We start from the raw sequence: 25,085 nt of genomic DNA on the forward strand, positions 1-25,085 counted from the left end.
AGCAGCAGGGCGGTGACCACCGCCGCCGTCGTCCTTCGTGTCATGTCCGCACACCCCCTCGAACCAGGACACTCGGACCACCGATCCTAGGGTGAAATACAGCTTCTTGTCTGTTTTCTACACTTCTTAAAGGTTTTGTGACTGCGTCCTGGAACGCCCATGGCGTGGGCCGTCGAGTGGACGACCCACGCCTTTTCGATCGATCAGGGACGCAGCACGACGGGGAACTCCTTGAGGCTGTTGGTGGACAGCGCCGCCACCACCTCGAGCTCGGAGTCGGGAACGGCGAGCCGCAGGTCCGGGAAACGTTCGAACAGCATCGGCAGGACGATCCGGGCCTCCAACCGCGAGAGAGGGGCGCCCGGGCAGATGTGCGGCCCGTAACCGAAGGAGATGTGGCGGCCCTTGGTGCGGGCGGGATCGAACAGGTGCACGTCGTCGCCGAACTCTGCGCGGTCCCGGGTCGCGGCGCCGTAGTGGGTCAGCAGCGCCTCGCCCTTGGCGATGGTCCGCCCGGCCACCTCGACGTCCTCGGTGGCGAAACGGAACATCATGACGTTGTTGGGCGGGTCGAAACGCAGGGTCTCCTCGATCACGTCGTCCCAGCCCACCTCGCCCTCTCGCAGCAGTGCGTGCTGTTCGGGGTGGTTCAGCAGCGCGCGCACCACGTTGGTGAGCAGGTTGACGGTGGTCTCGTGCCCGGCCGCCACCACCGTCAGCAGCGTCACGACGATCTCCGTGTCGCTGAGGCCGTCCTCGCCCTCCGTACCGGTGCGGATGAGGTCGGCGGTGAAGTCGTCGCACTCGTCCAGGGCGGCCTTCTTACGGGCGACCACGTCGCCGAAGAACCGGAACAGGGCACCGTAGATCTCGATGTGCTCGCCCGGCTCGGTGGTGCCGGAGAAGAGCTTGGCGTACATCTCACCGAGGTGGACGTACTCGGCCTCCTCGATGCCGTACAACTCCCCGATGACGCCCATGGGCACCTTGAAGGTCAACCTCGACTTCAGGTCCTGTGGTTCGTGGGCCCGTTCCTCCAGGGCGTCCAGGTACCGGGTGGTCAGGCGCTCGATGCGCGGGCGCAACCGTTCCACCCGACGGGCGGAGAACGGACCGGCTGTGAGCGTGCGCAGCCGGCGGTGCGCGGCACCGTCCAGGGCGAGCATGTTGGTGTCGTCGGTGGGGATGGTCGCCATCAGCGGCCACTCCTGGGTGACCACCCCGTTCTGGAGGTCGGCCCAGTGGTCGACGCTCTTGACCAGGCGCGGGTCGTTGAGCGTGGCCCGGCTCACCTCGTGGTGGGTGGTGGCCCAGGCCATGACGCCGCCGGGCAGTTCCACGCGGGTGAGCGGCCCCTCCTGGTGGAGGCGTTCACGGTCGGCCTGCACGTCTTCGGGCACGGCGTGCAGGATCGGAACGCCGTCGGCGTTGTGCTGTACGGGGCAGGACATCGGGATCCTCCTGGGGGTGGGGGTGAGGCGGGTTCGATGTCGATGGAGGTCCCGCCCACCCCCTGGGGAATCGGGAGGCGGGCGGGGCCGGGTCACGGCCCGCGGGTCAGGGACGCAGCAGGACGGGGAGTTCCTTGAGGCTGTTCACCAGGATGGAGGGGTGGTTCTCCAGCTCGGAGTCGTCGACGGCGAGCTTCAGGTCCGGGAAGCGCTCGAACAGCAGCGGGAGGGCGATCCGGCCCTCCATGCGCGCCAGGTGCGAACCCGGGCACACGTGCGGCCCGTGACCGAAGGAGATGTGGCGGCCCTTGTTCCGGGTCAGGTCGAAGGTGTCGGGGTGCGGTTCCTCGCCGTGCTCGGCGCGGTCGCGGCTGATGGCCCCGTAGGAGGTCATCAGCGCCTCGCCCTTCTTGATGGTGGTCCCGCCGATCTCGATGTCCTCGGTGGCGAAGCGGAAGACGAAGTTGGAGGTGGGCGGGTCGAAGCGCAGGGTCTCCTCCACCACCGTGTCCCAGCCGACCTCGCCCTTCTTGACCAGGTCGAACTGCTCGGGGTGGGCCAGCAGGGCGCGGACGGCGTTGCACAGCAGGTTGACGGTGGTCTCGTGGCCGGCGGCGACCACGACCTGCAGGGTGCCGCGGACCTCCAGGTCGGTGAGGGAGTCACCGTTCTCGCCCGCGTTGAGCAGCTCGGTGGTCAGGTCCTCGGCCGGGTTGGCGCGCTTGTGGGCGATCATGTCGTCGTAGTAGCGCTCCAGGGTCGTGTACGTGTGCACGAACTCCTCGGGCGTGGTGACCGCGCTGAAGAACTTCACGTACATGTCGCGGAGCCAGTCGTGTTCGGCGGCGTCCACACCGTAGAGCTCACCGATCACGTTCATCGGCAGTTTGAAGGCGAATTCGCCCTTGAGGTCCAGGCGACCGTCGGCCTTGGACTCCATGGCGTCCAACAGCTCGGTGGTGATCTCCTCCACGCGCGGGCGCAGACGCTCGATACCGCGCGCGGAGAACGCCTTCGCGGTGAGCAGGCGCAGCCGCTTGTGCTCGGCCCCGTCGGTGCCGAGGAGGTTGGTGGGCGCGGGTGGGATGGTGCTGAGCAGCGGCCAGGACTCGGGGATGCGCCCCTGTTGGAAGTCCTCCCAGTGCGCGATGTCCTTGACCAGGCGCGGGTCGTTGAGGGTGGCGCGACCGGCCTCGTGGTGGGTCACGGCCCAGGCGGACACTCCGCCGGGCAGGTCCACCCGGGCGATGGGACCCGCGGCGTACAGGGCCTCACGTTCGGCGCGCAGGTTCTTGACGTAGGGGTCCAGAGTGATTGTTCCCGAGGATCCGTGCTGTACGGGGCAGGACATCAGTGTGCTCCTCGTGGGGGTGCGGGGGTGAAGGTGACCGGAAGGGACGTGACGCCGCGAACCCAGGGGGACGGGCGCCACCGGAGCTCATGAGCGGGGATGGCGAGCTCCAGGTCGGGGAGTCGGTCCATGAGGACCTCGATGCCGGTGATCGTGATGGCCTCGGCTATCTCCTGGGCGGGGTAGGGACAGCCGTGCGCGCCGTGCGAGAACGACAGGTGGGCGTGGTTGCCGCGGTCACCGGCCGCGGTGGGCGCCGAACGCACGTCGGGGTCGTGGTTGGCGGCGGCCAGTCCCAGGAGGAGCATGTCGCCGCCGCGGATCGACGTTCCGCCGAGTTGCACGTCGTGTACGGCGTAGCGGGCGGCGTAGATCTGTGTGGGGGTGTCCTCCCACAGGACTTCGTTGAGGGCTTCACGGGCGCTGCTGCGCGCCCCGACGATCGAGGCCGCGAACCGGTCGTCGGTGAGCATCAGGCGCAGGGCGTTGCCCAACCACTCGGAGGTGGGCTGGTTGCCGCCGCCCAGGACCACGATGAGTTCGAGGATGATCTCCTCGACCGTGTACCCGGCGGGGTGGGCGAGCATCCGGGAGACCAGGTCGGGCCCGGGCGCGGCGCGCCGGCGGGTCACGATGTCGGCCATGAGACCGATCAAGGACTCTCGCGCCTTCATCGTGTCCGGACCACCGTCGATCATCGTCGTCATGACCTCGGCGAGGTGGTCGCCACCGGCGTCGTCGAGACCGTAGATCCACCCCAGGGCCTGGGCGGGCAGCCGGGCGGCGTAGGCGGTGCGCAGGTCCACGCCGTCGGAGGCGCAGAACTCGTCGATGAGCCGGTCGGCCATGCGGGTGACGTTGGTGCGCAGCTCGTGCGCGTCCACCGCCGCCAGCGCGTCGTTGACCGCCCCGGACCGACGCCGGTGTTCGGCGCCCTCGGCGTACAGGATGGTGGGGCTGCGCATGACCAGGGGGCTCAGCGGCCAGTCGGGCGGGACCAGGTCCCAGGAGTTCCAGCGTTCGGAGCTGCGTTGGAAAACGTCGGTCTCGGTGAGGACCTGGTGGAGTTCCCGGTAGCCGACGACCAGCCACGCGGGGACGCCGCCCTCCATGGTCACCGGGACCACCGGTCCGTGTTCGGCGCGCATGGCCCGGTACAGGGCGGCCGGGTCGGTCTGGAACTCGGGTCCGTGCAGGGGGACACGGCCCCCGACGATCGGGCAACCGTTCATCGTCGGCCCTCCTTCACCAGGGTGCGGACGTGTTCGACCAGGGCGATGAGGACCCGCTTGGCCGAGGTCCGATCGCGGGCGTCGCAGCGCAGCAGGGGCACGGCCGGGTCCAGGTCCAGGGCGGCGCGCACGTCCTCCAGGGGGTGGTCGGCCTCACCGAAGTCGTTGTGCGCCACCACGAACGGGGTGCCCTGGGCCTCCAGACGGTCGATGGCGTAGAAGCAGTCCTCCAGGCGACGCGTGTCCACGAGGACCACCGCGCCCAGGGCACCGGAGAACAGGCGGTCCCACAGGAACCAGAAGCGTTGCTGGCCGGGGGCGCCGAACAGGTACAGGACCGAGGTGGTGTCCATGGTGATGCGCCCGAAGTCGAAGGCGACGGTGGTGGTGCCCTTGGCCTCGACCCCCTGGAGGTCGTCCACCGAAGCGCCCGCGCTGGTCATGGTCTCTTCGGTGGTCAGGGGCCTGATCTCGCTGACCGAACGCACCAACGTGGTCTTGCCGACCCCGAAACCACCGACCACGGCGAGCTTGAGGGCCTGGGCGGCGCCGGCGGGGAGTGGGGTGCCCGGGACGCCGAGGGTTCCGTCGGCGGGTGCGGGTTCAGAGGTCGTGGAGTGCAACGAGCACCTTCTCCAACACGTCCGGGGAGGTGAACGGGTGCGCCGGCGAGGGCGCGGGGATCGGGTGGCGCGCGGTCACCCGACCGGTGTCGATGAGGTCGGTGAGCAGGATGCGCACGACCGTCAGGGGCAGCCCCAGGTGTGCGGCGACCTCGACCACCGACAGGGGGCTCGTGCACAGACGCAGGATGTGGGCGTGCTCGGACTGCGTTCCGGGGGTGGGTTCGCTCTCGGCCACGATGAGGGTCACCGCGTCCAAGGTGTCGTCGACGCCGCCGCTGCGCCCGGAGGTGATGACGTAGAGCCGGTCCGGGCCCTCCTGGCGTGGCGAGGGGCTCACGCGTTCCCGACCCGGGTCGGGCTGGACAGGTGTTCGCCCAACTGCTCGACCAGTTCGCTCATGTTGTGACCGACCAGTCCGGGGTCGGCCTCCTCGGAGGTGATGACGGCCAGGTGGGCGCCATGACCCGCCTCCACGATGAACAGCAGCCCCCCGTAGAACTCGGCCATGGCCTGGCGCACCCCGCCCCCGCCGTCGCCGAATTCCTTCGAGGCTCCGTGGGCCAGACTCTGCAGACCGGCGGCGATCGCGGCGAGGTGGTCGGCGCTGTCCGTACCCATGCCGGCGCTGTGACACAGCTTGAGTCCGTCGCGGGAGAGCACGAGCGCGTGGCGGGTGCCGGGGGTGCGTTCGAGGAGGCCTTCGAGCAGCCAGGTGAGCTTGTCGAGATCCATCAGGTGTCCTTGGATGAGTCGGCCGGCCCGCGTACGGCGGAGCGGAACGCGCCGAACCCCTTCGGCGAGGTGGAGGGGCCGGTGGCCGCGGGGGCGCCGCTGTCGGCGGGGGCGGTGGTCCGGTTGCGTTCGGCTGCGGCGAGGGTCCGGCCGCGCCGACGCTGGGGCAATCCGTTCGCGAGCCGGGACACGGGCTCGTCGGTGATGGTGGATTCGTCGGGACCCGTCGACTCGACGGGGACCTCGGACGGGGTCGTTCGGGTGGTCTCCTGGACCGGGGTGCTCGGTACCGGGTTCGTCGGTGCCGGCGACGGTTTGATGAGGCGCTGCGGCAGTAGCAGGATCACCGCGGTGCCACCGCGGGACGAGGAGCGGTAGGCGACCGACAGCCCGTAGCGCCGGGCGAGCCTGCCGACGACCGCCAGACCGAGACGGGTTCCGGAGATCGTGGTGATGTCCGAAGCGCTCTCGACCGTCCGCCGGGCGCGGCGTAGGGCCTCGTCGCCCATCACCAGGCCGCAGTCCTCGACCATGATGGCCACCCCCGCCTGGACCTCCTCCACGTGGACGTGGACCTCGGCGGTGGGCGGGGAGAACTTGGCGGCGTTGTCGAGCAGTTCGGCCAGGGCGTGGATGACCCCTTCGGCGGCGAACCCGGCCACGGCCAGTCGGGAGACGCTGTGGGTGCGCACCCGACGGTAGGCGCCGATGCGTCCCATGGCGCCGCGCAGGATGCTCTCCATCGGGATGGAGCGGCTCCAGCGGCGACCGGAGCGGGCGCCGGTCAGGACGGCGATGCCGTCGGCCATACGACCGGCCTGCGCGGTGGTGTGGTCCAGGTGCATGAGGTCGCCGAGGATCTCGTCCCCGCCTCCGTCGTCACCGTGCCGTTCCTGCATCGCGCGCAGGTCGGCGAGCATGGTGGTGGTCAGTGCCTGGACCCGGCCGGCAGCCGTGGCGCAGGCGGCCATCGCGGCGGAGCGGCGGCGTTCGGCGTCGGAGATCTCCGTGGCGGCCAGTCGCAGCACCTCGGAGGTGCCCGGGTCCGCCGGGACGGTGACGCGGTGCAGGGCGGTTTCGGCGGAGTCGCCCTGGCGCAGGTGTTCGACCACGCGTGGCAGCGTCTTCGAGCCGAGGGCGGTGGTCTCGGCCCGGACCCGTTCCACCTCGGCGCGCAGTGCCTCGACGCGGCGGTCTCGTGCCGCCACGAGCAGGGCGAGGGCGATCCCGAGCACGAGGGTGATCGCGCCGGCGGCGAGGACGGACGCCCGGGCCTCGGGATGGGCGGCCCACAGGGCCCACCCCCATAACGGAAGCGAGGGGGCCAGGAGCAGGAGCCATCGCGGTGCGGTGGAACGCGACGGCGGTGTGCCGTCGTGGGGGATCTCAGCGGTCATGTGGCTCCGTCGTCACTCTTTGTACATGCCGCGGGACACGGTCGAAGGCACCCGCGATCCACGTGCGAAGATGCGCGAAAAAGGCCGGAGAAACAACAACAATCCGGCCTTTCAGACACACAGCGAGCAAACATACCACTCAGCCGGACCGACGCCTATGCCATGGGAATGCACAATGAATTACCCGAAACCGGATTCGCGAACCCCTTGCCCCCAGGGGAAGCCGGAGCACCAGCGGTCCCACCAATGCCGGAAGCGAGGACGCGCCGGCCATTGTGCGAAACCTGATCACACCCGACTTGAACTGCGTCTCCTCACCGAAAGTGCCCTTCGTCGATAACGGACGTACGGGTGATTCGACCTCGAGCCGCGCCCGGCACCCGCGTCGCTGCGCGGAGCCACCGACATCCGCCCCTAGAGTGGTGCAGATCACAATCACCGGAGGGGTCGACCAAGCCGCTCTCCCGGCACACGCGGGCTTCCCGCACCCACCGAAGAGGTTCGACCCACGACAGTCGGGGAATCTTGACGTGGACCGACGCGTTACACCCCGCGAGACCGCACGAGCGCCTGGAGGCACCCACACGATGGCCGAGCGAGCACTTCGCGGCACCCGGCTCGGGGCGACGAGCTACGAGAACGACCGCAACACCGACCTGGCTCCCCGGCAGGAAGTCACCTACGACTGCACACGGGGCCACCGCTTCTCGGTCACCTTCGCGACCGAGGCGGAGATCCCCGGCGAATGGGAATGCCGCTTCTGCGGCGACCGAGCCCTTCGCCGAGACGGCAACGGCGAGGAGCCCAAGAACACCAAACCGGTGCGAACGCACTGGGACATGCTGCTCGAACGGCGCAGCATGGAGGACCTCGAGGAGGTTCTCGCCGAACGCCTGGAACTGCTCCGCGCCCGCCGCCGTGAAGAGGCGGCCAAGGTGGAGGAGATCGCCAAGCAGCGACAGAGCGCCTGACACGACGCCACGGGGGCGGTGGACCATGGTCCACCGCCCCCGTCGTGTTCGTCCCTACTCCTGTTCGCCGAAGGGGTCGCCGGTCCTGCCCACCAGGTCCTTGACCGACCCGATCACCCGGGTGGGCCGGTACGGGAACTCCTCGGCGGTCTCCCGACCGGAGATGCCCGACAACACCAGCACGGTCTGCAGACCGGCCTCCAGGCCGCTGAGCACGTCGGTGTCCATCCGGTCGCCGACCATGAGGGCGCTCTCCGAGTGCGCGCCGATCCGGCGCAGCGCCGAACGCATCATCAGCGGATTGGGCTTGCCCACGAAGTAGGGCCGGCGTCCGGTGGCCTTCTCGATGAGCGCCGCGACCGCGCCGGTGGCGGGCAGCGGCCCCTCCGCGCTGGGGCCGGTCTCGTCGGGGTTGGTGGCGATGAACCGGGCACCGTTGCGCACCAGACGGATCGCCCGCGTGATGGCCTCGAAGCTGTAGGTGCGGGTCTCCCCCAGCACCACGTAGTCGGGGTCGCGTTCGGTCATCACGTAGCCGACGTTGTGCAGCGCGGTGGTCAGACCGGACTCACCCACGACGTAGGCCGAACCGCCGGGCCGCTGGGTCTGCAGGAACTGGGCGGTGGCGAGCGCCGAGGTCCAGATCGACTCCTCCGGGATGTCCAGCCCCGTGTTGAGCAGTCGAGCCCGCAGGTCGCGCGGGGTGTAGATGGAGTTGTTCGTCAACACCATGAACGGGGTCCCCTGCTCGCGCAGCTCGGCTATGAGCGTGTCGGCCCCGGGGATCAGGTGCTCCTCGCGTACGAGCACGCCGTCCATGTCGAAAAGGTAGTTCCACTCGTTGCTCACAGGCACCATTGTGCCGGTGCCCGACTGTGGAACACCATTCCTACCCCCCGGTAACGAGCAATGAACGACTTGATGCTGCTCACACGGGCGGCCAGGGGACGGAGGGCCAATCGGGGGCCGGGTAGGGGTGGATGCGGTGATGGACGAGCAGATCCACCCTGGCGCGTACCGCGTAGGCCTCCGGACCGGTCAGGTGTCGGGCCAGTTCCATCGAGAGCGGATCCTCGGCGTCGTGCAGCCGGGCGCTCAACCGCGTCAGGGCCGCCAGGGCCTCATCGGTGAGGGGCCGTCCCTGCCACTGCCACAGCACGGTGCGCAGTTTGTAGTCCTCGGCGAAGGAGACCCCGTGGTCGCATCCGTACAGGTGTCCGCCGGGTCCGGGCAGCAGGTGGCCGATCTTGCGGTCGGAGTTGTTGATCACCGCGTCCAGCACAGCCATCCGACGCAGGCCCGGGTGGTCGGTGCGCCTGGACAGCTCGACCAGGTCGACGGTGGTGTCACCGTGCACCCACAACTGGACCATGCCCTCGCCGTAGGGGCCGTCACGGTGCACGGTCGGCGGCACCACGGACCAGCCCAACGCCTCGGAGACCGCGTAGGCGGACACCTCGCGACCGGCCAGGGTGCCGTCGGGGAAGTCCCACAGGGGCCGCTCCCCCGCCACCGGCTTGTACACGCAGGCCGCCGAACGATCACCGTCGGAGATCGTGCAGTACAGGGTGGTGTTGGAGGCCGCGGTCAGGCGGCCCCGCACCGTCAGGTCGCCCCTATGAAGCAGGTCGACGCCCTCGGCGGGGTCGATCCCGTCGAAGTCTGCGGAGGTCGGCCCGCCCTCGGTGGTGTCGTCGGCGTGCACGGCTCAGACGAGTCGGTCCGGGCGGTAGCCGTTCTGGCGAGCGCAGATGTGACCGGCCGGGTCCAGGGGGCGACCGCACAGGGGGCAGTCGGGGCGCCCGGCGGAGACCACCTTCAGGGCGCGGCCCGCGAACGAGCGCGCCTCGCCGGGGGTGAGGTAGACGCGCAGAACGTCACGGTGGGCCGGGGCCTCCTCGGCGAAGACCTCCAGCTCCTCATCTTCTTCGTCCTCGTCCTCGACCAGTTCGTCGGGGCCGGACTCGTCGAGCTCCTGGGCCTCGATGATCACGCGGGCCGCCTCGGCGTCCCAGGCCAGGGCCAGGGTGCCCACACGGAAGTCCTGTTCGATGGGCTGTTCCAGGGGGCCGTCGTCCTCGGGGGCGGTCTCGTCACCGGGCGGGGCACCGAAACGGCGGTGCACCTCTTCCAGCAATTCCTCGATGCGGCCGGCCAGGGCCTCCACCTGAGCCTTCTCCAACACGACGCTGGTTATGCGACCCTCGCCCACCGCTTGGAGGAAGAAGGTGCGTTCCCCAGGCTGTCCCACGGTCCCCGCGATGAACCGTTCCGGTGGGTTGAACTGAAAGACGGGCATGGTTGCAACCTTACGGGATATCGGTGACACGGGACGATTCGCCCGCCCCGGTCAGGTGATGACCCGCTGGACCTCCAGCATGCGTTCCACCGTGCGGAACCCGAAGAGGTCGTTGACCGCACGCATCGGGGTGTTGGCGGGATCCACCCAGGTACGGACCCACTTCGCCTCGGGAACGTCCCTGGAGAGCGCTTGGAGGTTGCGCCGCTTGAGCGCCACACCCAACCTGTTGCCCCGATGGGCGCGCATCACCAACGTGTCGTCCTGGTAGACCTCACCCTCTCCTTCCGTCGGGACCATCATCAGGCTGTACCCGGACCACTCCCCCGACCCGGCCCGCGCGACGGAGACGATGGTGGTGTACCCCTGGTCGGCACGGCGCAGGTCCTCCTTCCGGATCCGGTCGGCGTCCCACACCTGCGGTTCGGTGTCGAGCCCGCCCGTGGGCACGTCACGCTCCATCGCGGTGCGCATCCGCGCGTAGTCCTCCAGCAGTTCCTCCGGACAAGGACCCGTCCAGGTGAGCGTTCGGTGTTCACCGGTCACCTCGGGCAGGGCGGCCAACCGTTGCTCCGGGACGGGAAGGTCCAGCACCTGGTAGTCCTCCTCGTGCACGACGTCGAAGCCATGGGACCGGGCGAACAGGGCACCCGGCCAAGCGTCCGGGTCGCACCCCCCGGGGACGTAGACCTCACCGGTCGCGGTGGTGCGCCCCTCCTCTTCCATGACCTTCGTGGCCAGTTCGAGCAGTCGTCCGCCCAGGCCCCTGCCCCGGTGTTCCGGGACCACCGAGACGTCCACCTCGGCCAGGTGCCGGTTCTCCAGGTCCGGAAGGTCGATGAGGAGGGTGCCCACGGTGCGTTCGTCCTCCACCGCGGCGTACAACCTGTGGTGCCGGTCCTCGCGCGGGGCGACCATCCCCTTGAGGTCGGGAAAGCCCATAACGGCGGCCTCCGCGCGGCCGGCCGTCGCCCCCTCGACCAGGGCCGTGTGCCAGGCACGCAGGGCGGACTCGTCCGTGGCGTCGATCGGGTTGATCATCGCGGTGTACTCATTCCTTCGTGATCGGTCGGTTCAGGCGGGTTCGGAAGCCTTGCCGGCTCCCTCCGCGACGGGTTCACCGAAGCCGCGCAACCGCGCAGAGGTCATGGCCAGTAGCGCCGCGGCCACCCCCAGCAGGCCCGCGAAGACCAGGAAGAGGGCGGTGGCGCCGGTCTTTTCCTCACCCAGCAAGGTCACCATGGTGTCCGCGCCGGTATCGGTGAACAGCGGTGTCAGTACGTAGTCCACGACCGGGCCGGCGATGAGCAGGCCCAGGGGCAGGGACGACTGCGCGAGGAGGCGACGGGCCCCGAAGACGCGGCCCTGTTGCCGCTCCGGCACGTGGGACTGCCAGATCGCCTGGTAGGCGGAGTTGACCGCAGGAAGCACGGCACCGGCCACCAGGGAGGAGGCGATCCACAGCCACGGGGTCCAGGACAGACCCAGCAACAGGGGTCCGGCGACCGAACCGATCGCCATGCCGCCCAGCACGAGGGTCATCCGTTGGAACCGGTCGCCCACCGCACTGACGACCAGGGCTCCCAGCACTCCGCCCGCGCCTCCGGCCGCCAGGACCACCCCCAGGAGAGCCTGGTCGTCCCCGCTGCGCAACATGATCAACGGGGTGGTCAGGGCGTAGGAGATCGCCCCGGAGAAGTTGAGCACGAAGAACAGCAGGAGTAGGAGCACCAGGGGCCGGCTGCGGAAGATGTAGGTGAACCCGAACAGCAGGTCCGCCCGGAACACCACCCACGAACGCCGCTGCTCTCCCTCGGCCACGGCCGGTCGAGGGGTGCGGACCATCAGCAGGACCAGCGCGGCGAAGACGAAGGTCACCAGGTCCAGGAGCAGGATCATCGACAGGTCGGTCAGCGCCAGCAGGACACCCCCCAGGGCGGGGGCGAGGATCTCCGACCCGGGCGCGGCCAGACTGATCATTCCGTTGGCGCGAACCAGCCGTTCCTCCACCACCAGGAGTGGGACCAACGCCATGTAGGCCACCAGGTGCAGGGACTCCATCACCCCTTCGAACACGGCGATGACGTACAGGTGCCAGATCTCCAGGTTCCCCGTGAGATAGAGCGTCAGAACGGTGGACGTGGTGATGGCGAGGGCGCCGTCACCGACCAGGACGGCCACCCGTGGCCCGATGCGGTCCACGAGTGCACCGGCGATCGGGGCCATGGCCAGGCCGGGGGCCAGGGAGAGCAGTGTGAGCATCGCGAACAGGGTCGCCGAACCGGATTCCGCCCACACCCACAGGGTGATGGCGAACCAGGCCGTGCCCGAGCCGATCGCCGACATGAGCTGGGTCGACCACACCAGGGAGAAACGTCGCATACCGCCCTAGACCGCCTCGCCGGAGAGGTCGTCGCCACGATGCGGCAACGGCGGGATCGTCACGAGGGTGTAGCGCTCCTCGCAGGCCACGGGATCGACCCAGTGCCAGGCCTGGGGGTCGTGCTCGACGAAGGTGCCGGCACGGTCGGGGACGAACACCATGGTCTCGGGGTCGTGCTGGGCGTTGAGCCCATCCGTCCCCGAAGTGGTGAGCATGTACAGGCCCTGGCGCAGTGAGTCCCGGTGCGGCAGGACGTAGTCTCCCCGGTCGTACCTGTTGACCTGAACGTAGTAGTCCCTCTTCGGCGTCCCCTCGGGGGTGATGGCGGCGAAGATCGCCGCCCTGAGGTCCTCGGGCATCCAGGCGGACTGGAGGACGTGATAGCGGTCGTCGTCCTCGTACTCGGAGTCCCGGTAGGGGTCGAAGGGGTCTGTTCCGGCCGGCCGGGGCGGGGCCGCGGGGTCGGGGTGATCGGCGAACAGGTGTCGGTAGCGGCGGGCGAGGGAGACGATCCCCGCGCAGTCGGCCACCACGTCCGGAACCACGGTCAACGGCCTCATCGCACTCCCATCACAACGCTGTACCTGGGCGCACCTCGCACGGGACTCACCCACGCCCACGACCCCGGCGGCAGGAGCAGACCCGTGCCCACCCGATCCAGGACACGCTCGAAGCGCCCTCCGATCCAGGCGGTGACCCCGTCGACCTCGGAGTCGCTCAGGGGGAAGGTCAGCTCCCAGTCACCGGCCACGGTGTCGCCCACCCGACGGGGCAGGGTGAAATCGCCGACGTCGTGACGTTGCACCCGAACCGTCGCCGGGTCGGGTGTGCCGGGCAGTGACGAGGCGACGGCGACGAGGCGATCACGCAGACCCGGCTGGTCGACGGCCAGGTCGGTGTACCGGGACCGGGCCCCGGTGAGGTCCTGCGGTGCCGTGACCGGTAGACCTTCCAGCGCCGCTCTCACCTCCTGCGGCAGGGTGTGGGCGACGGGTACCTCCGTCGGCCCTTCGGTGAGGATCATCGGTTTCTCCTTCACTCCAGATCGGTCAGGTCGACGGGGACGGCGTCGGGGTCGGAACGGCGCAGGGAATCGATGTCGGGGTGGGCCGCCACCTCCATCAACAGCTCCACCACCGCCGCGCGCCCCCACCCGGCCCGTGCGCCCATCGCCACCTTGAACAGGCCCCGCCCTTCCTTGAGGGAGGGGATGATGCACTCGAAGCGGTGGGCGCGGAAACCGAAGCTCGACCCGTGCGAGAAGGGCAGTCCTCGACGACGCGCCTGGGAACGCAACACACCGAGCAACAGTCCGTGGTGCTCCAGCGTGTCCTCACGCAGGTGGCACACGACGAACGGAGCCTGCGCCCAAGGGGCGGCGGGGCCCTCGGCCAGCGAGGGATGGGCGATGCGGGTGAAGAGTCGTCCCGGCCCCGCCAGGTCGGCGAGCACTCGCGCGGTCAGCGCGTTGTTGCGCAGGACCGCGAGCGCGTGGTCACGGGCGGCCGCCCGATCCAGGACGAACGGGGCGCTGAGCACCGAGAGGGCTTCCAGGGACAGACCGGATCCCACGACGGTGCGCATCTTGCGCAGGTACGTGGCCAGATCGGCGGCGGGGGGAAGTGCCGGATCGGACCGGCGTGCGTACAGGGAGGCCACCCCCAGGTTGCCGAGTTCGAGCCCTCGCTGGTCGAGTTTGAGCCCGGAGCGGACCTCGACGACCAGGACGCCCGGGTCGCCGACGGCCTCCACGAACCGTTCCCTCGGCCACACCGGCGAGACGAGGGTGGAGTCCACCACGACCAGGCCGGGACGGCTCCCCCGCCGCCCCCGCCAGGCGCCCAGCAGCGCCGGCAGGTCGAGTGCGTCCAGTTCCCACTCGTAGCGCACGGGTTCGATGAACAGCACGTCCACCTCACCTGTGAGGAGACAGGACCGCAGTTCCTCTTGGGTGTCGGCGCGTCGACAGCGCAGGCCGTCGTCGGAGACCAGGTCGAAAAGGACTCCGGTCTCGTAGTAGGCACCCCACATCAGCAGGTTCAAAGGGCGGTCGGCGGTCTGCCGGATCAGACTCCGGTAGCACTGGAGGAGCCCGGCGATGGACGCCATACCGCTGGAGTACACGACGTGCGCCACCTCGTGGTGATCGAGCTCGGCGTCCTGGGCCGCGAGCCGTTCCTCCAGGGAGTGGCATTCGATGTTGCGTTCGTAGCTGTGCGTGGAGGGAGGCCCGAAGGGCAACGTCATCGGGGTTCCCAGGGGCGGTGACTTGTAGCGCGGATCCGTGAATCCGTGGGCGTGGCGGATCCACATCACCCGCAGGTCCGCCTCCGCCCGGTCCATCTCCGCCTCTGCCTCGGGTCCCTGCCGTCCGGTCAGGGAGGTGACCCGTTCACGCCACCCTCGGATCGACTCGGTCGGATTCCCCTCCGCGTCCGGGGGAAAGAGCGCGTCGGCCAGCCCGAGCAGGGCGGTGACGTCGTCGTGTGCGGTCATCGGGGCCGCGCCCGTGCGTCCCTCGGTCGCGTCCATGGTCCCGGTCATGTGTTCCGCCCTCCTTCGGCGCGCACGACCTCCTGATGCGGCGGGCCCCATCCGTGCAGGTCGCGCATCATGCTCGCGGTGTAGGCCCCGGACGCGTTGAACACCAGACGGTCCCCGGGCCGAGGGTCGGACAGCGACACCTCCTCGGCCAACACGTCGTTCTCGTAGCAGGTCACCCCACCGATCAGGTGGGGACGCCCCGGCCCGTCCCGTTCGGGCAGGCGCGCCACCACCCTCGGGCTCCCCCAGGTGAACAGGTTCCATCCGGAGGCGTCGGCCACGGCGTATCCACGGCCGTCGGGGAACCCATCGACGGAGCGCAGGCGGACCACGAGGTAGCCGGCCAGCGCGGTCGTCAACATGCCGGGTTCCAGGAGCACGCGCACGGGAGCACCGGCGAGACGTTCGGCGACGCGCTTCCAGGCCCGCCGGGCCTGCTGCCGGTCGGTGTACAGCGTGGTCAGACCGCCGCCCAGGTTGAGTTCGCGCACTTGTGGGAAGGCGCGCAGGCAGGTGGTCAGGGCCGACGTCAGCAGGTCGGCCCGGTCGGGTGTCCCGATCTCGCCGCTGTGCACGTGCAGTCGTACGACGCGTGTGTCGGTCCCGGCCAGGAGCCGGTGGAGTTCGGGGTCGGCGGGATCGACACCGAACCTGCTCGCGCGGCGCCCGGAGGTCCGGTCCTGTTCGGCCATGGGCACGCGCAGACGCAGTCCGATCTCCCGTGGCGAGGGTCGGGTCTGCAGGAGTGAGCGCAGCTGGTCGACGCCATCGACGTCGACCAAGGCCCCCTGCTCGGCCATGGCGGCGAGCCGGTCGCCGGTCAGTCCGGGCCCGGTGACGCTGATCGGGTCCATGCCGGCTTCCCGGGCCGCGCGGTACTCGGCGGGTGAGGCGACGTCCGCGCCCACGCCGAGGTCGGCCAGGTGGCGCAGCAACGGCGGGAAGCGGTTGGCCTTGAGGGCGAACAGCAGGACGCTCTTCGGGAACGGAGCGGTGTCCTCGCGCAGTTCCCGGACCGTGGCCGTGACCGCGTCCAGGTCGTACAGGAGTGCGGGGGTGGTGACGGTCCGGGCGGACCGCAGGATCGCCTCGCCGGGTGTGGAGGAGCCCATCGTCACGCACCCCCTTCCCGATGGCCGATGGCCGAGTCCAGGGCCCGCAACAGCAGGTCGGCGACGATCAGCCCGTCCGTCTCCCCCTCATGGGGCAGGAACTCGACCACGTCGATCCCGACGATGCGTCGGGCCGAGCACAGGTCGGTCAACAACCCGACCAGTTCGGCGTGGGTGAAACCTCCGGGCAGGGGCGTGCCCGTGGCGGAGAGCACCGAGGGGTCCAGCGCGTCCACGTCGATGGTCAGGTGGTAGGGCAGGGAGTCGGGGAGTTCGGCGAGGATCTCGCCGAGCGGGGTGCTCAGCGCCGACCTTCCGGGCCAGCGGCGCAGTGTGTCGTCCGGCCGTGCGGGCGGATCCTCCAGTTGGCGCAGGCCGAACTGGGCGAGGCGGACCACCCGAGGATCGCCTACCACCCAGTCCATGACGTTTCCGTGGTGGCAGTGGAGTTCGGCGTCGTCGTGGCGGGGACGGGCGTAGTCGCCGTGGGCGTCGATGTGCAGGACGCCGAGATCGCCGTGGACCTCGGCCAGACCTCGGACGATGGGCAACGTGACGGAGTGGTCGCCGCCCAGGATCACCGGGAGGCGGCCGTGCCCGCTGAGGCGGCCCACCACGTTCTCCAGCACCGACCAGGTGGGCCCGGCGGAACGGTGCACGTTGGTGGTCACGTCGCCGATGTCCGCCAGACGTACTCCGGCCAACACACGTCTCCCGGTCACCGGGTCCACGGCACCGGACGGGCCGTCGACGGTGTCCCGGTAGCGGAACAGGGCGCCTCCGGTACGTCGTAACTGGGCGGGACCGAACCTGCTGCCGGGCCGGTGCGAGGCCCCCAGGTCGTAGGGCATCCCGAGGAAGACGACATCGCAGGACTCACCGCGCAGTGCCTCGGCCAGGGTGAGGACCGGGGCGCCGAACATGCCGCCTCGCCCGGCGGGGGTGGGGACTCCGTCCGGGTCGTGTCGTCTTATGAGGCCTCGTTCTCCCAGGGCCGTGACCAGGGCGCGCAGGTGGGATCGGTCGGTTCCTTCGCCTTGGGCAAGGGTGGCCAGGGTGCGGGGAACGGCGAAGGCGGCGAGCAGGTCGGCGGTGACCGGACCGACCTCCAGTTCCCACCCCTCACGGGTGTGCCACACGGTGGTGCGACCGTCCTGCGAGCCCCGCAGGGCCAGCAGGGGTTCGGTGGCCAAGAGGGTGTCGTCGGTGATCGGAGGGGCCTGCATCGCCCCGGGGCCGGAGTCGTTCACGCGGTGGCCCCCGCGGTGGTGAGCGCGGCTTCGGCGTCGATCATGTGCTCACCGTCGAAGAGGTGTTCACGTGGCGGGGGGATGCGGTTGAACCACCGGGCGTTGGTGATGGTGTAGGCGCCGGTCGCGGTGATGACCAGGCGGTCGCCCGCACGGCAGTGGGGCACCTCCAGGGTGGTGCGAGCGGCGGTGGGGGTGGCGCCGAAGAAGTCGTTCTCGTAGAGGGTGCAGCCTGCCAGGAGGGCGGGAGCGCCGGGCCGACGTCCGTCCAGGGACAGGACCTGGGGCCGGTTGTGCCAGGGGGCGAGGTTCCAGGCGGAGGCGTCCAGGGTCACGACGCGGGTGTCGAGGACCGGATGGTGCTCCTCCACCGACCGCACCCTGGTGAGGAGATACCCGTAGGGGGTGAGCAGCGCACCTCCGGGCTCGAAGCGCAGGGAGATCGAGCGACCGGTACGTTCGCGCCAGCCCGTGACGAGCGCGGCGACGTCGCCGAACGCGTCGATGGCGCTCGCCCGATCCCGGTAGAGGTGGAAGAACCCGCCTCCGAGGTCGATGGTGTGCACCTCGGGCAGGTGCTCGGCGACGGTGAGGAGGTAGCGGGTCTTGTAACGCAGGGAGTCCGGGGTCATCTGGCCGGTGTGGACGTGCAGCCGGGTGGGCCTCAGCCGATGTCGTTCGAGCACCCGTGTGAGTTCGGGGTCGGCGGGGCGGACTCCGAAGCGGCTGTCTCCGGCGAAGGTCGCCGTGTCCTCCAGGGCCTCGGGGAGGTCCACTCGCACACGTATCCCCACCTCGTCCCCGGGGCGATGCCGTCCGTAGGAGTCGAGTTGATCGAGGGAATCACAGTCCAGGGTGATCCCTCGCGCGGCCAGGGCGTCGAAGTCGGTTTCGGTGAAAACGGGGCCCGTCGCGGAGATCTCGGCGAAGCCGGCGTTCACGGCCAGGTCGAGTTCTCCGGGGGAGGCGACGTCGCAGCCGAGTCCGAGCGCGGCCATCTCCCCGAGCACGGCGGGGGTGTGGCACGCCTTGAGTGCCAGGTTGAGTCCTGCGTCGGGGATGAGGGCGACGTCGTGGCGCATCGCCTCCACACCCGCACGAATACCGGGCAGGTCGTAGATCAGCGCGGGGGTGTCGAGATCCTCGGCGAGCGCGAAGAGGCGTTCGCTCGGTGGGGTGAACAGGGGGGCTGGTGGCATCGACGATCCTTCACCGGGGATAGGACCCGTCGGGCCGGTGGCGGCCGGCCCGACGGACGAGGTTCCCAGGGACTCGGAGAAGCTCGGACTAGTTGGCGCGGGGGCGGCTGCCGCCGAGGGTGCCGAGGTCCATGCTGATCTCGCGGACGTCTGCACCGCCGATCTCACGGATGGACTCGTCGATGACGGCCTGTTCGCTCCAGGCCTCGCCGGTGAAGTTGGCGTCGAACTCCTTTTCGAGGTCGGCCAGCTTCGTCTGCAAAGTGGGCATAGTTCGTCCTTTCGCCTAGAAGGGTGGATTCGCGGACGTAACCACCTCATGGCGCCTTACCGGTGGGCGGCGTCGAACGCAGTGCCCACTGTAAGAATCGACTTTTCCCAGGACAACACGGTGACCAATTGCGGCCACAATGAAACCCAGACCCAGTTGAAAAAACCATGAACAGAATTCATGAATAAGTGCGACATAGCACAGAAAAGCATTATGGCTTTCCCGCCGCCTTATCCCTCGAAACCGCCACGAACAAAGTCAGGGGGTAATAAGGGGCAGGGTCCAGGGGGAGCGAACGGTGTCCTGGCCGCCCGGGAGGCGTCCGTGTGCCTCACTCGATGTCGGATGCCCCGGCACCGCCGCCCACGGGGGCGTCGCCCTCGGTCTCGGCGGCGGTGGGCAGCACCCCGGCCAGGGGGCGTCCGGTGTCGTTGAGCCCGTTGAGGAAGGGACGGGTGCGCGTGTAGGTGATGGAGGTGACCGAACAGGGGTCCACCCGCACCCGTTGGAACAGGTCCAGGTGGACACCGAGCGCGTCGGCGACGATCGCCTTGATGATGTCTCCGTGGCTGCACACCACGTACACGGGCGGGTCCTGGGCCGCCTCCCGGGTGAGTCGGGTGTTCCAGTCCCGCACGGCCTCCACCGCACGGGCGGAGGCGGCGGCGAGGGACTCCCCACCGGGGAAGCGCGCTGCGCTGGGGTGGTCCTGCACGACCCGCCATAGGGGTTCGGCGGCGAGGTCGGTGAGGGAGCGCCCGGTCCAGCTTCCGTAGTCGCACTCGAGGAAGCGCTCGTCCAGGGCGAGGGGCACTCCGAGCCGTTGGGCCAGGGCCTCGGCGGTCTCCTGGCAGCGTTCGAGCGGGCTGGAGACCAGGGCCGAGGGGGTGAGTCCCTCCAGCCGGTCCGCGAGGTGGGCGGCCTGGTCCCGGCCGGTGTCGTTGAGGTGCACCCCCGGGGCCCGACCGGCCAGCCGCGGGCCGGTGGCGTCGGTCATCCCGTGCCGTACGAGCAGGAGGGTGACCGCTTCGGGAGCGGGCGGGGTGTCCTTGGTCTGCGCCGATGTCGCCATGACCACAGACTATGTTCCACCGCCGGGGGTCGGCCGTTCGGGCGCCGGGGCCGGCCGCCGGACGCGGCCGGCCCCGGCGATCGTCAGCCGATCCCGGCTCCGCCCTCCGGGGCGAGCGCACCGAAGAAGACCAGGCCCAGGATGAGCAGGCCCAGCGCGATGCGGTAGTACACGAACGGCATGAAGCTGTGCGTGCTGATGAACTTCATCAGCCAGGCGATGACGATGTAGCCGATCACGAACGCCACGACGGTGCCGACGATGGTGGCGCCCCAACCCGCGTACTCGTCGCCGCCGATGTCGAGCATCTTGTACAGCCCGGAGGCGAACACGGCGGGCAGGGCGAGCAGGAACGCGAACTCGGCGGCGGCCGGCCGGTCGAAGCCCAGCAGTCGACCACCGGTGATGGTGGCGCCCGAGCGGGAGACGCCCGGGATGAGGGCGAGTGTCTGGAACAGACCGAAGATCAGACCCCGTTTGAGGTTCAGGTCCTCGATCTCGTTCTGACGGCGCGCGAGGTGGTCGACGATACCGAGCAGGATGCCGAAGATGATGAGGTTGAGGGCGATCAGGCGCAGATCGCGGAAGACCCCCTCGATCTGGTCCTCCAGGAGCAGGCCCAGCACACCGATCGGGATGGTGCCGATGATGATGTACCAACCCATGCGGGCGTTGACGTCGCCGCGCAGGTCCCGATCGAAGAGGGCCCGGCACCAGACGGAGATGATCGCCCAGATGCGCTTGCGGAAGTAGAGGACCACCGCGAGCTCGGTACCGATCTGGCTCACCGCGGTGAACGCCGCGCCGGGGTCGGGCCAGTTGAAGAACGCCGCGAAGACACGCAGGTGGGCGCTGGAAGAGATGGGTAGGAACTCGGTGAGTCCTTGGATGAGGCCGAGAACGACCGCCTCGAAGATGGACACGCGGTTCGGTCTTTCGTTTTCAGGGGTGGCCCAAAGCAGGGCACGGGCACATGTTCTTGCGTGGGGAGCGGTCGCCTGGGGCCGCGTCACACCTCACTCGTCGCACCTCGGCCCCGGACCGGACCGTGATGACAGTACGCAGCCAAGGTGTACCCCCGCCCTACGTTCGGTCAACTACCGGTGTCCGACGATCCACGAGAACCTGTCCGGAACATCACGTCTTGGTGATCGGGCGCCCTCTGCGCTGGTGAGCCGGGCGTCCGAAACCGGCCGAGCACCCCGCCGACAGGGGGGACAGGGTAATCTCCGCCGCATGGAACAGCGACAGGTGGGCAGATCAGGACTCTGGGTGTCTCGTACCGCTCTGGGCACGATGACCTGGGGAAAGGACACCTCCGAGGAGGAAGCCGGGCAGCAGCTCACCGCGTTCGCGGACGCCGGCGGCACACTCGTGGACACGGCCGACATCTACACGGGAGGACAGAGCGAGCGCATCCTGGGCCGATTGCTGCGAGGGACGGTGCGGCGCGAGGACGTCGTCGTGGCGACCAAGAGCGGCCACACCCCCGAGGGGTACCGACCGGTGGACGCCTCCCGAAGGCACCTGCTGGCGTCGCTGGACGCCTCCTTGCGACGGTTGCAGACCGACTACGTGGACCTGTGGCAGCTGCACGTGTTCGACCCGCACACCCCGCCGGAGGAGACACTGTCGGCGATGGAGGCCGCCGTGGCCGCCGGCAAGGCCCGCTACGTGGGCACCGGGAACCTGGAGGCCTGGCAGTTCGCGACCCTGGCGACCTGGCAGCGCGCCCGCTCGGGCCGGGTCCCCCTGGTGAGTGCGGGCACGGAGTACTCGCTGCTCAACCGGTCCGCCGACCACTCCCTGCGGCCGGCGACCGCGGCGAGCGACGCCCACCTGATCGCCTGGTCCCCGCTGGGTCGCGGGGTGCTCAGCGCCAAGTACCGCAACGGGGTTCCCTCGGACTCACGGGCGACCTTCCCGCACATGGCGCCCTACGTCGAGCCCTACCTGGACGACCGCAGCCGTCGGGTGGTGGAGTCGGTGTGCACCGCGGCGGAGGGCCTGGGCGTGTCTCCGCTCGCGGTGGCGTTGAGCTGGGCGCGCGACCAGAGCGGCGTCGCTTCCGCTGTCGTCGGGCCGCGCACCCTGCCCCAACTGGAGGAGATCCTCTCGGTGGAGAGCGTGGAGCTGCCGCCCAAGATCAGGGACGCGCTGGACGACGCCACCGCCGGCCCCGGACGCTGATCGTCCGGTCGGCCGACCCGGTCAATCGGCCAGGGGCGGGATCGGGAAGTTGTGGTCGAAGACCCGCTCCGGGTCGTACTGGGCCTTGATCGCCCGCAGCCTCCCCAGGGTGGGTTCGGGGAAGGCCTGGGCCAGCACCTCGGGTCCGGTGCGGGTGTCGAAGCTCAGGTACATGCCCTGGAGTTCGCCCTCCAGTGCCGCCCAACGCGGATCCAACCGGTCGGCGCTCCGACCGAGCGCGGCCACCGAGAAGTTCGCCGAACGGTGGGCGTAGGCGGTGGTCTCGCGCGCGACGTCGTTGACCGCCCCGCCGACCTGACGGAACTGGGTGAAGTAGGAGTCCCCCGAGGCGACCATCCCCGCGATGATCTCGGCGGTGGTGTCGGTGATCGTGCCCACCAGTCCTGAACGGGAGACGGGGACCCCGGCGCCCTGGTGCGGGCCCTGGTGCGGAACGAGCAGCGCCGAGTAGGGCGCCTGCTGCGCGCGCTGGTCCAGGACCGGTCCGGCCTTCAGGAAGGGTTCGAGCGCGGTGACGGCCGCGTCGGTGTCGTCGTCCGCGTACACCACCATCGCCTGCGCGATCGGCCCCTGGCCCGCGCGTCCCCCGCCCAGGGTGAGGAAGGCGGTGACCTCGCGCGGCGCGGCGGTGGCGATCTCCCCCCAGGCGCGAAGGAACGCGGCGGTGGCCGCGGCGTCGTAGGCGAACTGTCCCAGCACCACGGTGTTCACGTGGGCGGCCTCGATCTCCACGGAGGTGACCACGCCCATGTTCGCGCCCGCGCCACGGACCGCCCAGAACAGGTCGGGGTGGTGGTCGGCGTCCACCCGCAGGAGCCGGCCGTCGGCGGTGACCAGTTCGGCGGCGACGACGTTGTCGATGGTGAGCCCGTGGGAGCGGGACATGTAGCCGACACCGCCGGTGGTGGCGAGTCCGCCCACGCCCACTCCCCCGTGGTCGCCGGAGCTGATGGCGAGCCCGTGCGCGCCGAGCCGATCGGCGACGTCGCCCCAGCGGGCCCCGGCGCCCAGGCGCACCAGGCCGGATCCGGAGTCGAGGACCTCGATCCCGTTCATCCGGCCCAGGTCGATGATCACGCCACCATCACTGGTGGAGGCGCCGCTGATCCCGTGTCCGCCGGACCGCACGTTGAGGGTCACGTCCTGTTCGCGGGCGTAGGCCAGGGCCTCGGCGACCCGGGCCGGCTCGTCGGGGCGCAGGACCAGGCCGGGTCGACCGTTCTGCATGTAGCCGTGCCGCAGGCCTCGGTAGTCCTTGTCGCCGGGCTCGACGGCGCTCTCGTGCAGGGACTCGGGCACGCCGTCGTAGTCGATGCCGGGGCGGCGGGCGCCGAGCGCGGTGGCGGACCTGGCCGGCCCGGTGGGCGTTCCGGCGGTGGCGCGTTCGCGGTCCACGGCCTCGCGCAGGGCGGGGGCCACCTCCGCACCGAAGATCTCGATGGTGCGCGGGTCGTCGGTGCCCAGGATGAAGGTGGCCACACCGTTCTCGACCGCCAGGGGCAGGAGCTGCTCGACCCATTGTTCGGGCGGGCCCTGAAGGAAGCCGCGATCGACGGGCGAGAAGGCGACCCCGGAGAGGTTGAGCAGGCGTCGGATCTGTCGGGGGTGGCGTCCGGCCGCCTCGGCGGCGTCGTCGATGATCCGGTTGGACTCGGGCAGGTCGGCCGGGTCCAGGTAGCCCAGGCTCGGCAGCCAGCCGTCGGCCTTGGCACCGACCAGGCGGAGCATGCGGGGTTTGTAGGCGCCCAGCCAGATGCCGATGTCGTGGTGGGGGCGGGGGCCGCGCTTCATTCCGTGGACGGAGTAGTGCTCGCCCTGGGTGCGCAGTCCACCGCGGGCGTCGGTATCCCATACCTCACGGATGAGGTCGATGGCCTCGGAGAGTGCGTCCACCGACTGTCCGGGGGTGCGGCGCCGACCGCCCATGCCGTGGATCCCGTCCCAGAAGGCGCCCGCCCCCAGGCCGAGTTCGAAGCGCCCCTTGGAGAGCAGGTCCAGGCCGGCGGCGGCGCGGGCCAGGACCGCCGGGGGGCGAAGGGGCAGATTGAGGACGTTGCCCGTCACGCGCAGGCGTTCCGTACGGGCGGCGACCCAGCTCAGCAGGGTCCAGGTATCGAGGAAGTCAGGGTTGTAGGGGTGGTCCTGGAAGCTCGCCAGGTCCAGACCGGCGGCCTCGGTCGCTTCGGCCAGCCCGACCGCGTGTTCGGGGTCCTGGGCGGTCGGCGTGATGAAGGTGCCGAACTCCAGGCGGTGTCCGTAGTCGGTCATGGCTTCTCCTCGGGCGCGACGTGACCATAATCGTTTGTGGGACAAACAATGTTCCTTTCAACATATCTGATGGACAAACTGTTCCTGGTATCGTGAGCCCATGAGCGCCAGCACCTCGGAGGACCTTCCCGGACCCGACCTCGGGTGGTCGCTGGCCGTCCTGCTCCGTCGCTGGCACGAGCACGTCGAACAGGCCCTGTCCGACCTGCCGCACGGCAGCCGGGGGTTCCACGTGCTCACCACGGCCGCCGCGGGCGATCCCCCCACCCAGGCCGCGCTCGCCGAACGACTCCTCATCGACCGCAGTGTCATGACCTATCTGCTCGACGACCTGGAGGCCGCCGATCTGGTCCGGCGCCGGGTCGATCCCAAGGACCGCCGGGTGCGTCGGGTCTGCCCCACCGACCACGGGCTCTCCGTACTGCGACGGGCCGAGGAACTGGTCGCGCACGTGGAGGACCGGATGCTGGGCGGGCTCCCCCGGGCACAACGCGAGCTCTTCCGGGACTCCGCCGCGATCGCCGCGGACGCGATCCGGCTCAGTGCCCCCGAGACCGACCCCTGCGAGGCGGTCCTTCGGGTGGTCGCCCCAGATCGAGAGAACCCCCGGACCGCCTCCGACCACGCCTGAAAGCCGTTTCCCCGAATGTCAAGGACGATGGCCGGGCCCGGCCGACCCCGCACCGGATCGTCGCCGTGAGTCGATAGGCTCACCC

The 25,085-nt window shown here is 69.9% G+C and carries 25 protein-coding genes; 3 read left to right on the forward strand and 22 right to left on the reverse strand.

Features of this window, described 5'->3' with window-relative positions:
• Positions 1-203: 203 nt before the first annotated feature.
• From K8V84_RS15965 to K8V84_RS15995, 7 genes are all read right to left on the reverse strand, one after another.
• Entirely contained in the window at positions 204-1,451 is a 1,248-nt protein-coding gene (locus tag K8V84_RS15965) for a cytochrome P450 (RefSeq protein ID WP_304075692.1), read from the reverse strand.
• 106 nt (positions 1,452-1,557) lie between these two features.
• Entirely contained in the window at positions 1,558-2,802 is a 1,245-nt protein-coding gene (locus K8V84_RS15970; protein ID WP_304075695.1) for a cytochrome P450, read from the reverse strand.
• Positions 2,802-4,034, reverse strand: coding sequence for a cytochrome P450 (locus K8V84_RS15975; protein WP_304075698.1), 1,233 nt, complete (start codon positions 4,032-4,034; stop codon positions 2,802-2,804). Before K8V84_RS15975 ends, K8V84_RS15970 begins: the two co-directional genes overlap by 1 nt.
• On the reverse strand, positions 4,031-4,657 hold the full coding sequence (locus K8V84_RS15980) for an ATP/GTP-binding protein (protein WP_304075701.1): 627 nt from the start codon (positions 4,655-4,657) through the stop codon (positions 4,031-4,033). The genes K8V84_RS15975 and K8V84_RS15980 overlap by 4 nt, the downstream gene beginning before the upstream one ends.
• Positions 4,638-4,997, reverse strand: a complete 360-nt coding sequence (locus K8V84_RS15985) for a DUF742 domain-containing protein (RefSeq protein WP_304075703.1) — start codon at positions 4,995-4,997, stop codon at positions 4,638-4,640. Before K8V84_RS15985 ends, K8V84_RS15980 begins: the two co-directional genes overlap by 20 nt.
• Positions 4,994-5,392: a roadblock/LC7 domain-containing protein gene (locus K8V84_RS15990; protein ID WP_304075706.1), complete on the reverse strand. Its 399-nt coding sequence runs from the start codon at positions 5,390-5,392 to the stop codon at positions 4,994-4,996. The genes K8V84_RS15985 and K8V84_RS15990 overlap by 4 nt, the downstream gene beginning before the upstream one ends.
• On the reverse strand, positions 5,392-6,789 hold the full coding sequence (locus tag K8V84_RS15995) for an ATP-binding protein (protein ID WP_304075709.1): 1,398 nt from the start codon (positions 6,787-6,789) through the stop codon (positions 5,392-5,394). Before K8V84_RS15995 ends, K8V84_RS15990 begins: the two co-directional genes overlap by 1 nt.
• A 587-nt stretch (positions 6,790-7,376) precedes the next feature.
• On the opposite strand from K8V84_RS15995, the gene K8V84_RS16000 reads away from it, so the two are divergent.
• On the forward strand, positions 7,377-7,760 hold the full coding sequence (locus tag K8V84_RS16000; RefSeq protein ID WP_304075711.1) for an RNA polymerase-binding protein RbpA: 384 nt from the start codon (positions 7,377-7,379) through the stop codon (positions 7,758-7,760).
• Between the two features lie 54 nt (positions 7,761-7,814).
• Here the strand turns inward: K8V84_RS16000 and K8V84_RS16005 are convergent, their stop codons facing one another.
• From K8V84_RS16005 to K8V84_RS16070, 14 genes are all read right to left on the reverse strand, one after another.
• Complete coding sequence (locus K8V84_RS16005) at positions 7,815-8,618, reverse strand: HAD-IIA family hydrolase (RefSeq protein WP_304075713.1); 804 nt, start codon at positions 8,616-8,618, stop codon at positions 7,815-7,817.
• A 70-nt stretch (positions 8,619-8,688) separates the two neighbouring features.
• Positions 8,689-9,465, reverse strand: coding sequence for an SCO1664 family protein (locus tag K8V84_RS16010; protein WP_304075714.1), 777 nt, complete (start codon positions 9,463-9,465; stop codon positions 8,689-8,691).
• Positions 9,466-9,468: 3 nt separating this feature from the next.
• Entirely contained in the window at positions 9,469-10,059 is a 591-nt protein-coding gene (locus K8V84_RS16015; RefSeq protein ID WP_304075716.1) for a DUF3090 domain-containing protein, read from the reverse strand.
• Between the two features lie 51 nt (positions 10,060-10,110).
• Positions 10,111-11,100 carry a GNAT family N-acetyltransferase gene (locus tag K8V84_RS16020; protein WP_304075718.1) on the reverse strand — a complete coding sequence of 330 codons (990 nt, stop codon included), beginning with the start codon at positions 11,098-11,100 and terminating at the stop codon, positions 10,111-10,113.
• Positions 11,101-11,133: 33 nt separating this feature from the next.
• The gene (locus tag K8V84_RS16025; protein ID WP_304075721.1) at positions 11,134-12,441 is read right to left on the reverse strand and encodes an MFS transporter; all 1,308 of its coding nucleotides are present in this window, start codon (positions 12,439-12,441) and stop codon (positions 11,134-11,136) included.
• Positions 12,442-12,447: 6 nt separating this feature from the next.
• Positions 12,448-13,002, reverse strand: coding sequence for a hypothetical protein (locus K8V84_RS16030; protein WP_304075723.1), 555 nt, complete (start codon positions 13,000-13,002; stop codon positions 12,448-12,450).
• The gene (locus K8V84_RS16035; RefSeq protein WP_304075726.1) at positions 12,999-13,466 is read right to left on the reverse strand and encodes a hypothetical protein; all 468 of its coding nucleotides are present in this window, start codon (positions 13,464-13,466) and stop codon (positions 12,999-13,001) included. Before K8V84_RS16035 ends, K8V84_RS16030 begins: the two co-directional genes overlap by 4 nt.
• A gap of 11 nt (positions 13,467-13,477) precedes the next feature.
• Positions 13,478-14,986: a hypothetical protein gene (locus K8V84_RS16040; protein ID WP_304075728.1), complete on the reverse strand. Its 1,509-nt coding sequence runs from the start codon at positions 14,984-14,986 to the stop codon at positions 13,478-13,480.
• The gene (locus tag K8V84_RS16045; protein WP_304075776.1) at positions 14,983-16,098 is read right to left on the reverse strand and encodes a hypothetical protein; all 1,116 of its coding nucleotides are present in this window, start codon (positions 16,096-16,098) and stop codon (positions 14,983-14,985) included. The genes K8V84_RS16040 and K8V84_RS16045 overlap by 4 nt, the downstream gene beginning before the upstream one ends.
• 2 nt (positions 16,099-16,100) lie before the next feature.
• On the reverse strand, positions 16,101-17,348 hold the full coding sequence (locus K8V84_RS16050) for an arginase family protein (RefSeq protein WP_304075729.1): 1,248 nt from the start codon (positions 17,346-17,348) through the stop codon (positions 16,101-16,103).
• Positions 17,345-18,547 carry a hypothetical protein gene (locus tag K8V84_RS16055; RefSeq protein WP_304075731.1) on the reverse strand — a complete coding sequence of 401 codons (1,203 nt, stop codon included), beginning with the start codon at positions 18,545-18,547 and terminating at the stop codon, positions 17,345-17,347. Before K8V84_RS16055 ends, K8V84_RS16050 begins: the two co-directional genes overlap by 4 nt.
• Positions 18,548-18,635: 88 nt before the next feature.
• The gene (locus tag K8V84_RS16060; protein WP_304075734.1) at positions 18,636-18,818 is read right to left on the reverse strand and encodes a hypothetical protein; all 183 of its coding nucleotides are present in this window, start codon (positions 18,816-18,818) and stop codon (positions 18,636-18,638) included.
• Between the two features lie 331 nt (positions 18,819-19,149).
• A complete protein-coding gene (locus tag K8V84_RS16065; protein ID WP_304075736.1) occupies positions 19,150-19,890 on the reverse strand; it encodes an MSMEG_4193 family putative phosphomutase in 741 nt (246 codons plus the stop codon).
• Between the two features lie 83 nt (positions 19,891-19,973).
• Positions 19,974-20,813, reverse strand: coding sequence for an undecaprenyl-diphosphate phosphatase (locus K8V84_RS16070; protein ID WP_304075738.1), 840 nt, complete (start codon positions 20,811-20,813; stop codon positions 19,974-19,976).
• 313 nt (positions 20,814-21,126) lie between these two features.
• On the opposite strand from K8V84_RS16070, the gene K8V84_RS16075 reads away from it, so the two are divergent.
• Complete coding sequence (locus tag K8V84_RS16075; protein WP_304075741.1) at positions 21,127-22,080, forward strand: aldo/keto reductase; 954 nt, start codon at positions 21,127-21,129, stop codon at positions 22,078-22,080.
• A gap of 21 nt (positions 22,081-22,101) precedes the next feature.
• Here the strand turns inward: K8V84_RS16075 and K8V84_RS16080 are convergent, their stop codons facing one another.
• Positions 22,102-24,369, reverse strand: a complete 2,268-nt coding sequence (locus K8V84_RS16080) for an LLM class flavin-dependent oxidoreductase (RefSeq protein ID WP_304075743.1) — start codon at positions 24,367-24,369, stop codon at positions 22,102-22,104.
• A gap of 100 nt (positions 24,370-24,469) precedes the next feature.
• On the opposite strand from K8V84_RS16080, the gene K8V84_RS16085 reads away from it, so the two are divergent.
• Positions 24,470-25,000 carry a MarR family winged helix-turn-helix transcriptional regulator gene (locus K8V84_RS16085; protein ID WP_304075745.1) on the forward strand — a complete coding sequence of 177 codons (531 nt, stop codon included), beginning with the start codon at positions 24,470-24,472 and terminating at the stop codon, positions 24,998-25,000.
• Positions 25,001-25,085: the final 85 nt, after the last annotated feature.

It is taken from the genome of Nocardiopsis listeri, assembly GCF_020741345.1.
Classification (GTDB): Bacteria; Actinomycetota; Actinomycetes; order Streptosporangiales; family Streptosporangiaceae; genus Nocardiopsis; species Nocardiopsis listeri_A.

Bases quoted from the DNA above. Each gene is read 5' to 3' on its own strand.
- K8V84_RS15965 (WP_304075692.1), bottom strand. From the start codon at position 1,451: ATGTCCTGCCCCGTACAGCACAACGCCGACGGCGTTCCGATCCTGCAC.
- K8V84_RS15970 (WP_304075695.1), bottom strand. From the start codon at position 2,802: ATGTCCTGCCCCGTACAGCACGGATCCTCGGGAACAATCACTCTGGAC.
- K8V84_RS15975 (WP_304075698.1), bottom strand. From the start codon at position 4,034: ATGAACGGTTGCCCGATCGTCGGGGGCCGTGTCCCCCTGCACGGACCC.
- K8V84_RS15990 (WP_304075706.1), bottom strand. From the start codon at position 5,392: ATGGATCTCGACAAGCTCACCTGGCTGCTCGAAGGCCTCCTCGAACGC.
- K8V84_RS15995 (WP_304075709.1), bottom strand. From the start codon at position 6,789: ATGACCGCTGAGATCCCCCACGACGGCACACCGCCGTCGCGTTCCACC.
- K8V84_RS16000 (WP_304075711.1), top strand. From the start codon at position 7,377: ATGGCCGAGCGAGCACTTCGCGGCACCCGGCTCGGGGCGACGAGCTAC.
- K8V84_RS16005 (WP_304075713.1), bottom strand. From the start codon at position 8,618: ATGGTGCCTGTGAGCAACGAGTGGAACTACCTTTTCGACATGGACGGC.
- K8V84_RS16015 (WP_304075716.1), bottom strand. From the start codon at position 10,059: ATGCCCGTCTTTCAGTTCAACCCACCGGAACGGTTCATCGCGGGGACC.
- K8V84_RS16020 (WP_304075718.1), bottom strand. From the start codon at position 11,100: ATGATCAACCCGATCGACGCCACGGACGAGTCCGCCCTGCGTGCCTGG.
- K8V84_RS16025 (WP_304075721.1), bottom strand. From the start codon at position 12,441: ATGCGACGTTTCTCCCTGGTGTGGTCGACCCAGCTCATGTCGGCGATC.
- K8V84_RS16030 (WP_304075723.1), bottom strand. From the start codon at position 13,002: ATGAGGCCGTTGACCGTGGTTCCGGACGTGGTGGCCGACTGCGCGGGG.
- K8V84_RS16035 (WP_304075726.1), bottom strand. From the start codon at position 13,466: ATGATCCTCACCGAAGGGCCGACGGAGGTACCCGTCGCCCACACCCTG.
- K8V84_RS16040 (WP_304075728.1), bottom strand. From the start codon at position 14,986: ATGACCGGGACCATGGACGCGACCGAGGGACGCACGGGCGCGGCCCCG.
- K8V84_RS16045 (WP_304075776.1), bottom strand. From the start codon at position 16,098: ATGGGCTCCTCCACACCCGGCGAGGCGATCCTGCGGTCCGCCCGGACC.
- K8V84_RS16055 (WP_304075731.1), bottom strand. From the start codon at position 18,547: ATGCCACCAGCCCCCCTGTTCACCCCACCGAGCGAACGCCTCTTCGCG.
- K8V84_RS16060 (WP_304075734.1), bottom strand. From the start codon at position 18,818: ATGCCCACTTTGCAGACGAAGCTGGCCGACCTCGAAAAGGAGTTCGAC.
- K8V84_RS16065 (WP_304075736.1), bottom strand. From the start codon at position 19,890: ATGGCGACATCGGCGCAGACCAAGGACACCCCGCCCGCTCCCGAAGCG.
- K8V84_RS16075 (WP_304075741.1), top strand. From the start codon at position 21,127: ATGGAACAGCGACAGGTGGGCAGATCAGGACTCTGGGTGTCTCGTACC.
- K8V84_RS16080 (WP_304075743.1), bottom strand. From the start codon at position 24,369: ATGACCGACTACGGACACCGCCTGGAGTTCGGCACCTTCATCACGCCG.
- K8V84_RS16085 (WP_304075745.1), top strand. From the start codon at position 24,470: ATGAGCGCCAGCACCTCGGAGGACCTTCCCGGACCCGACCTCGGGTGG.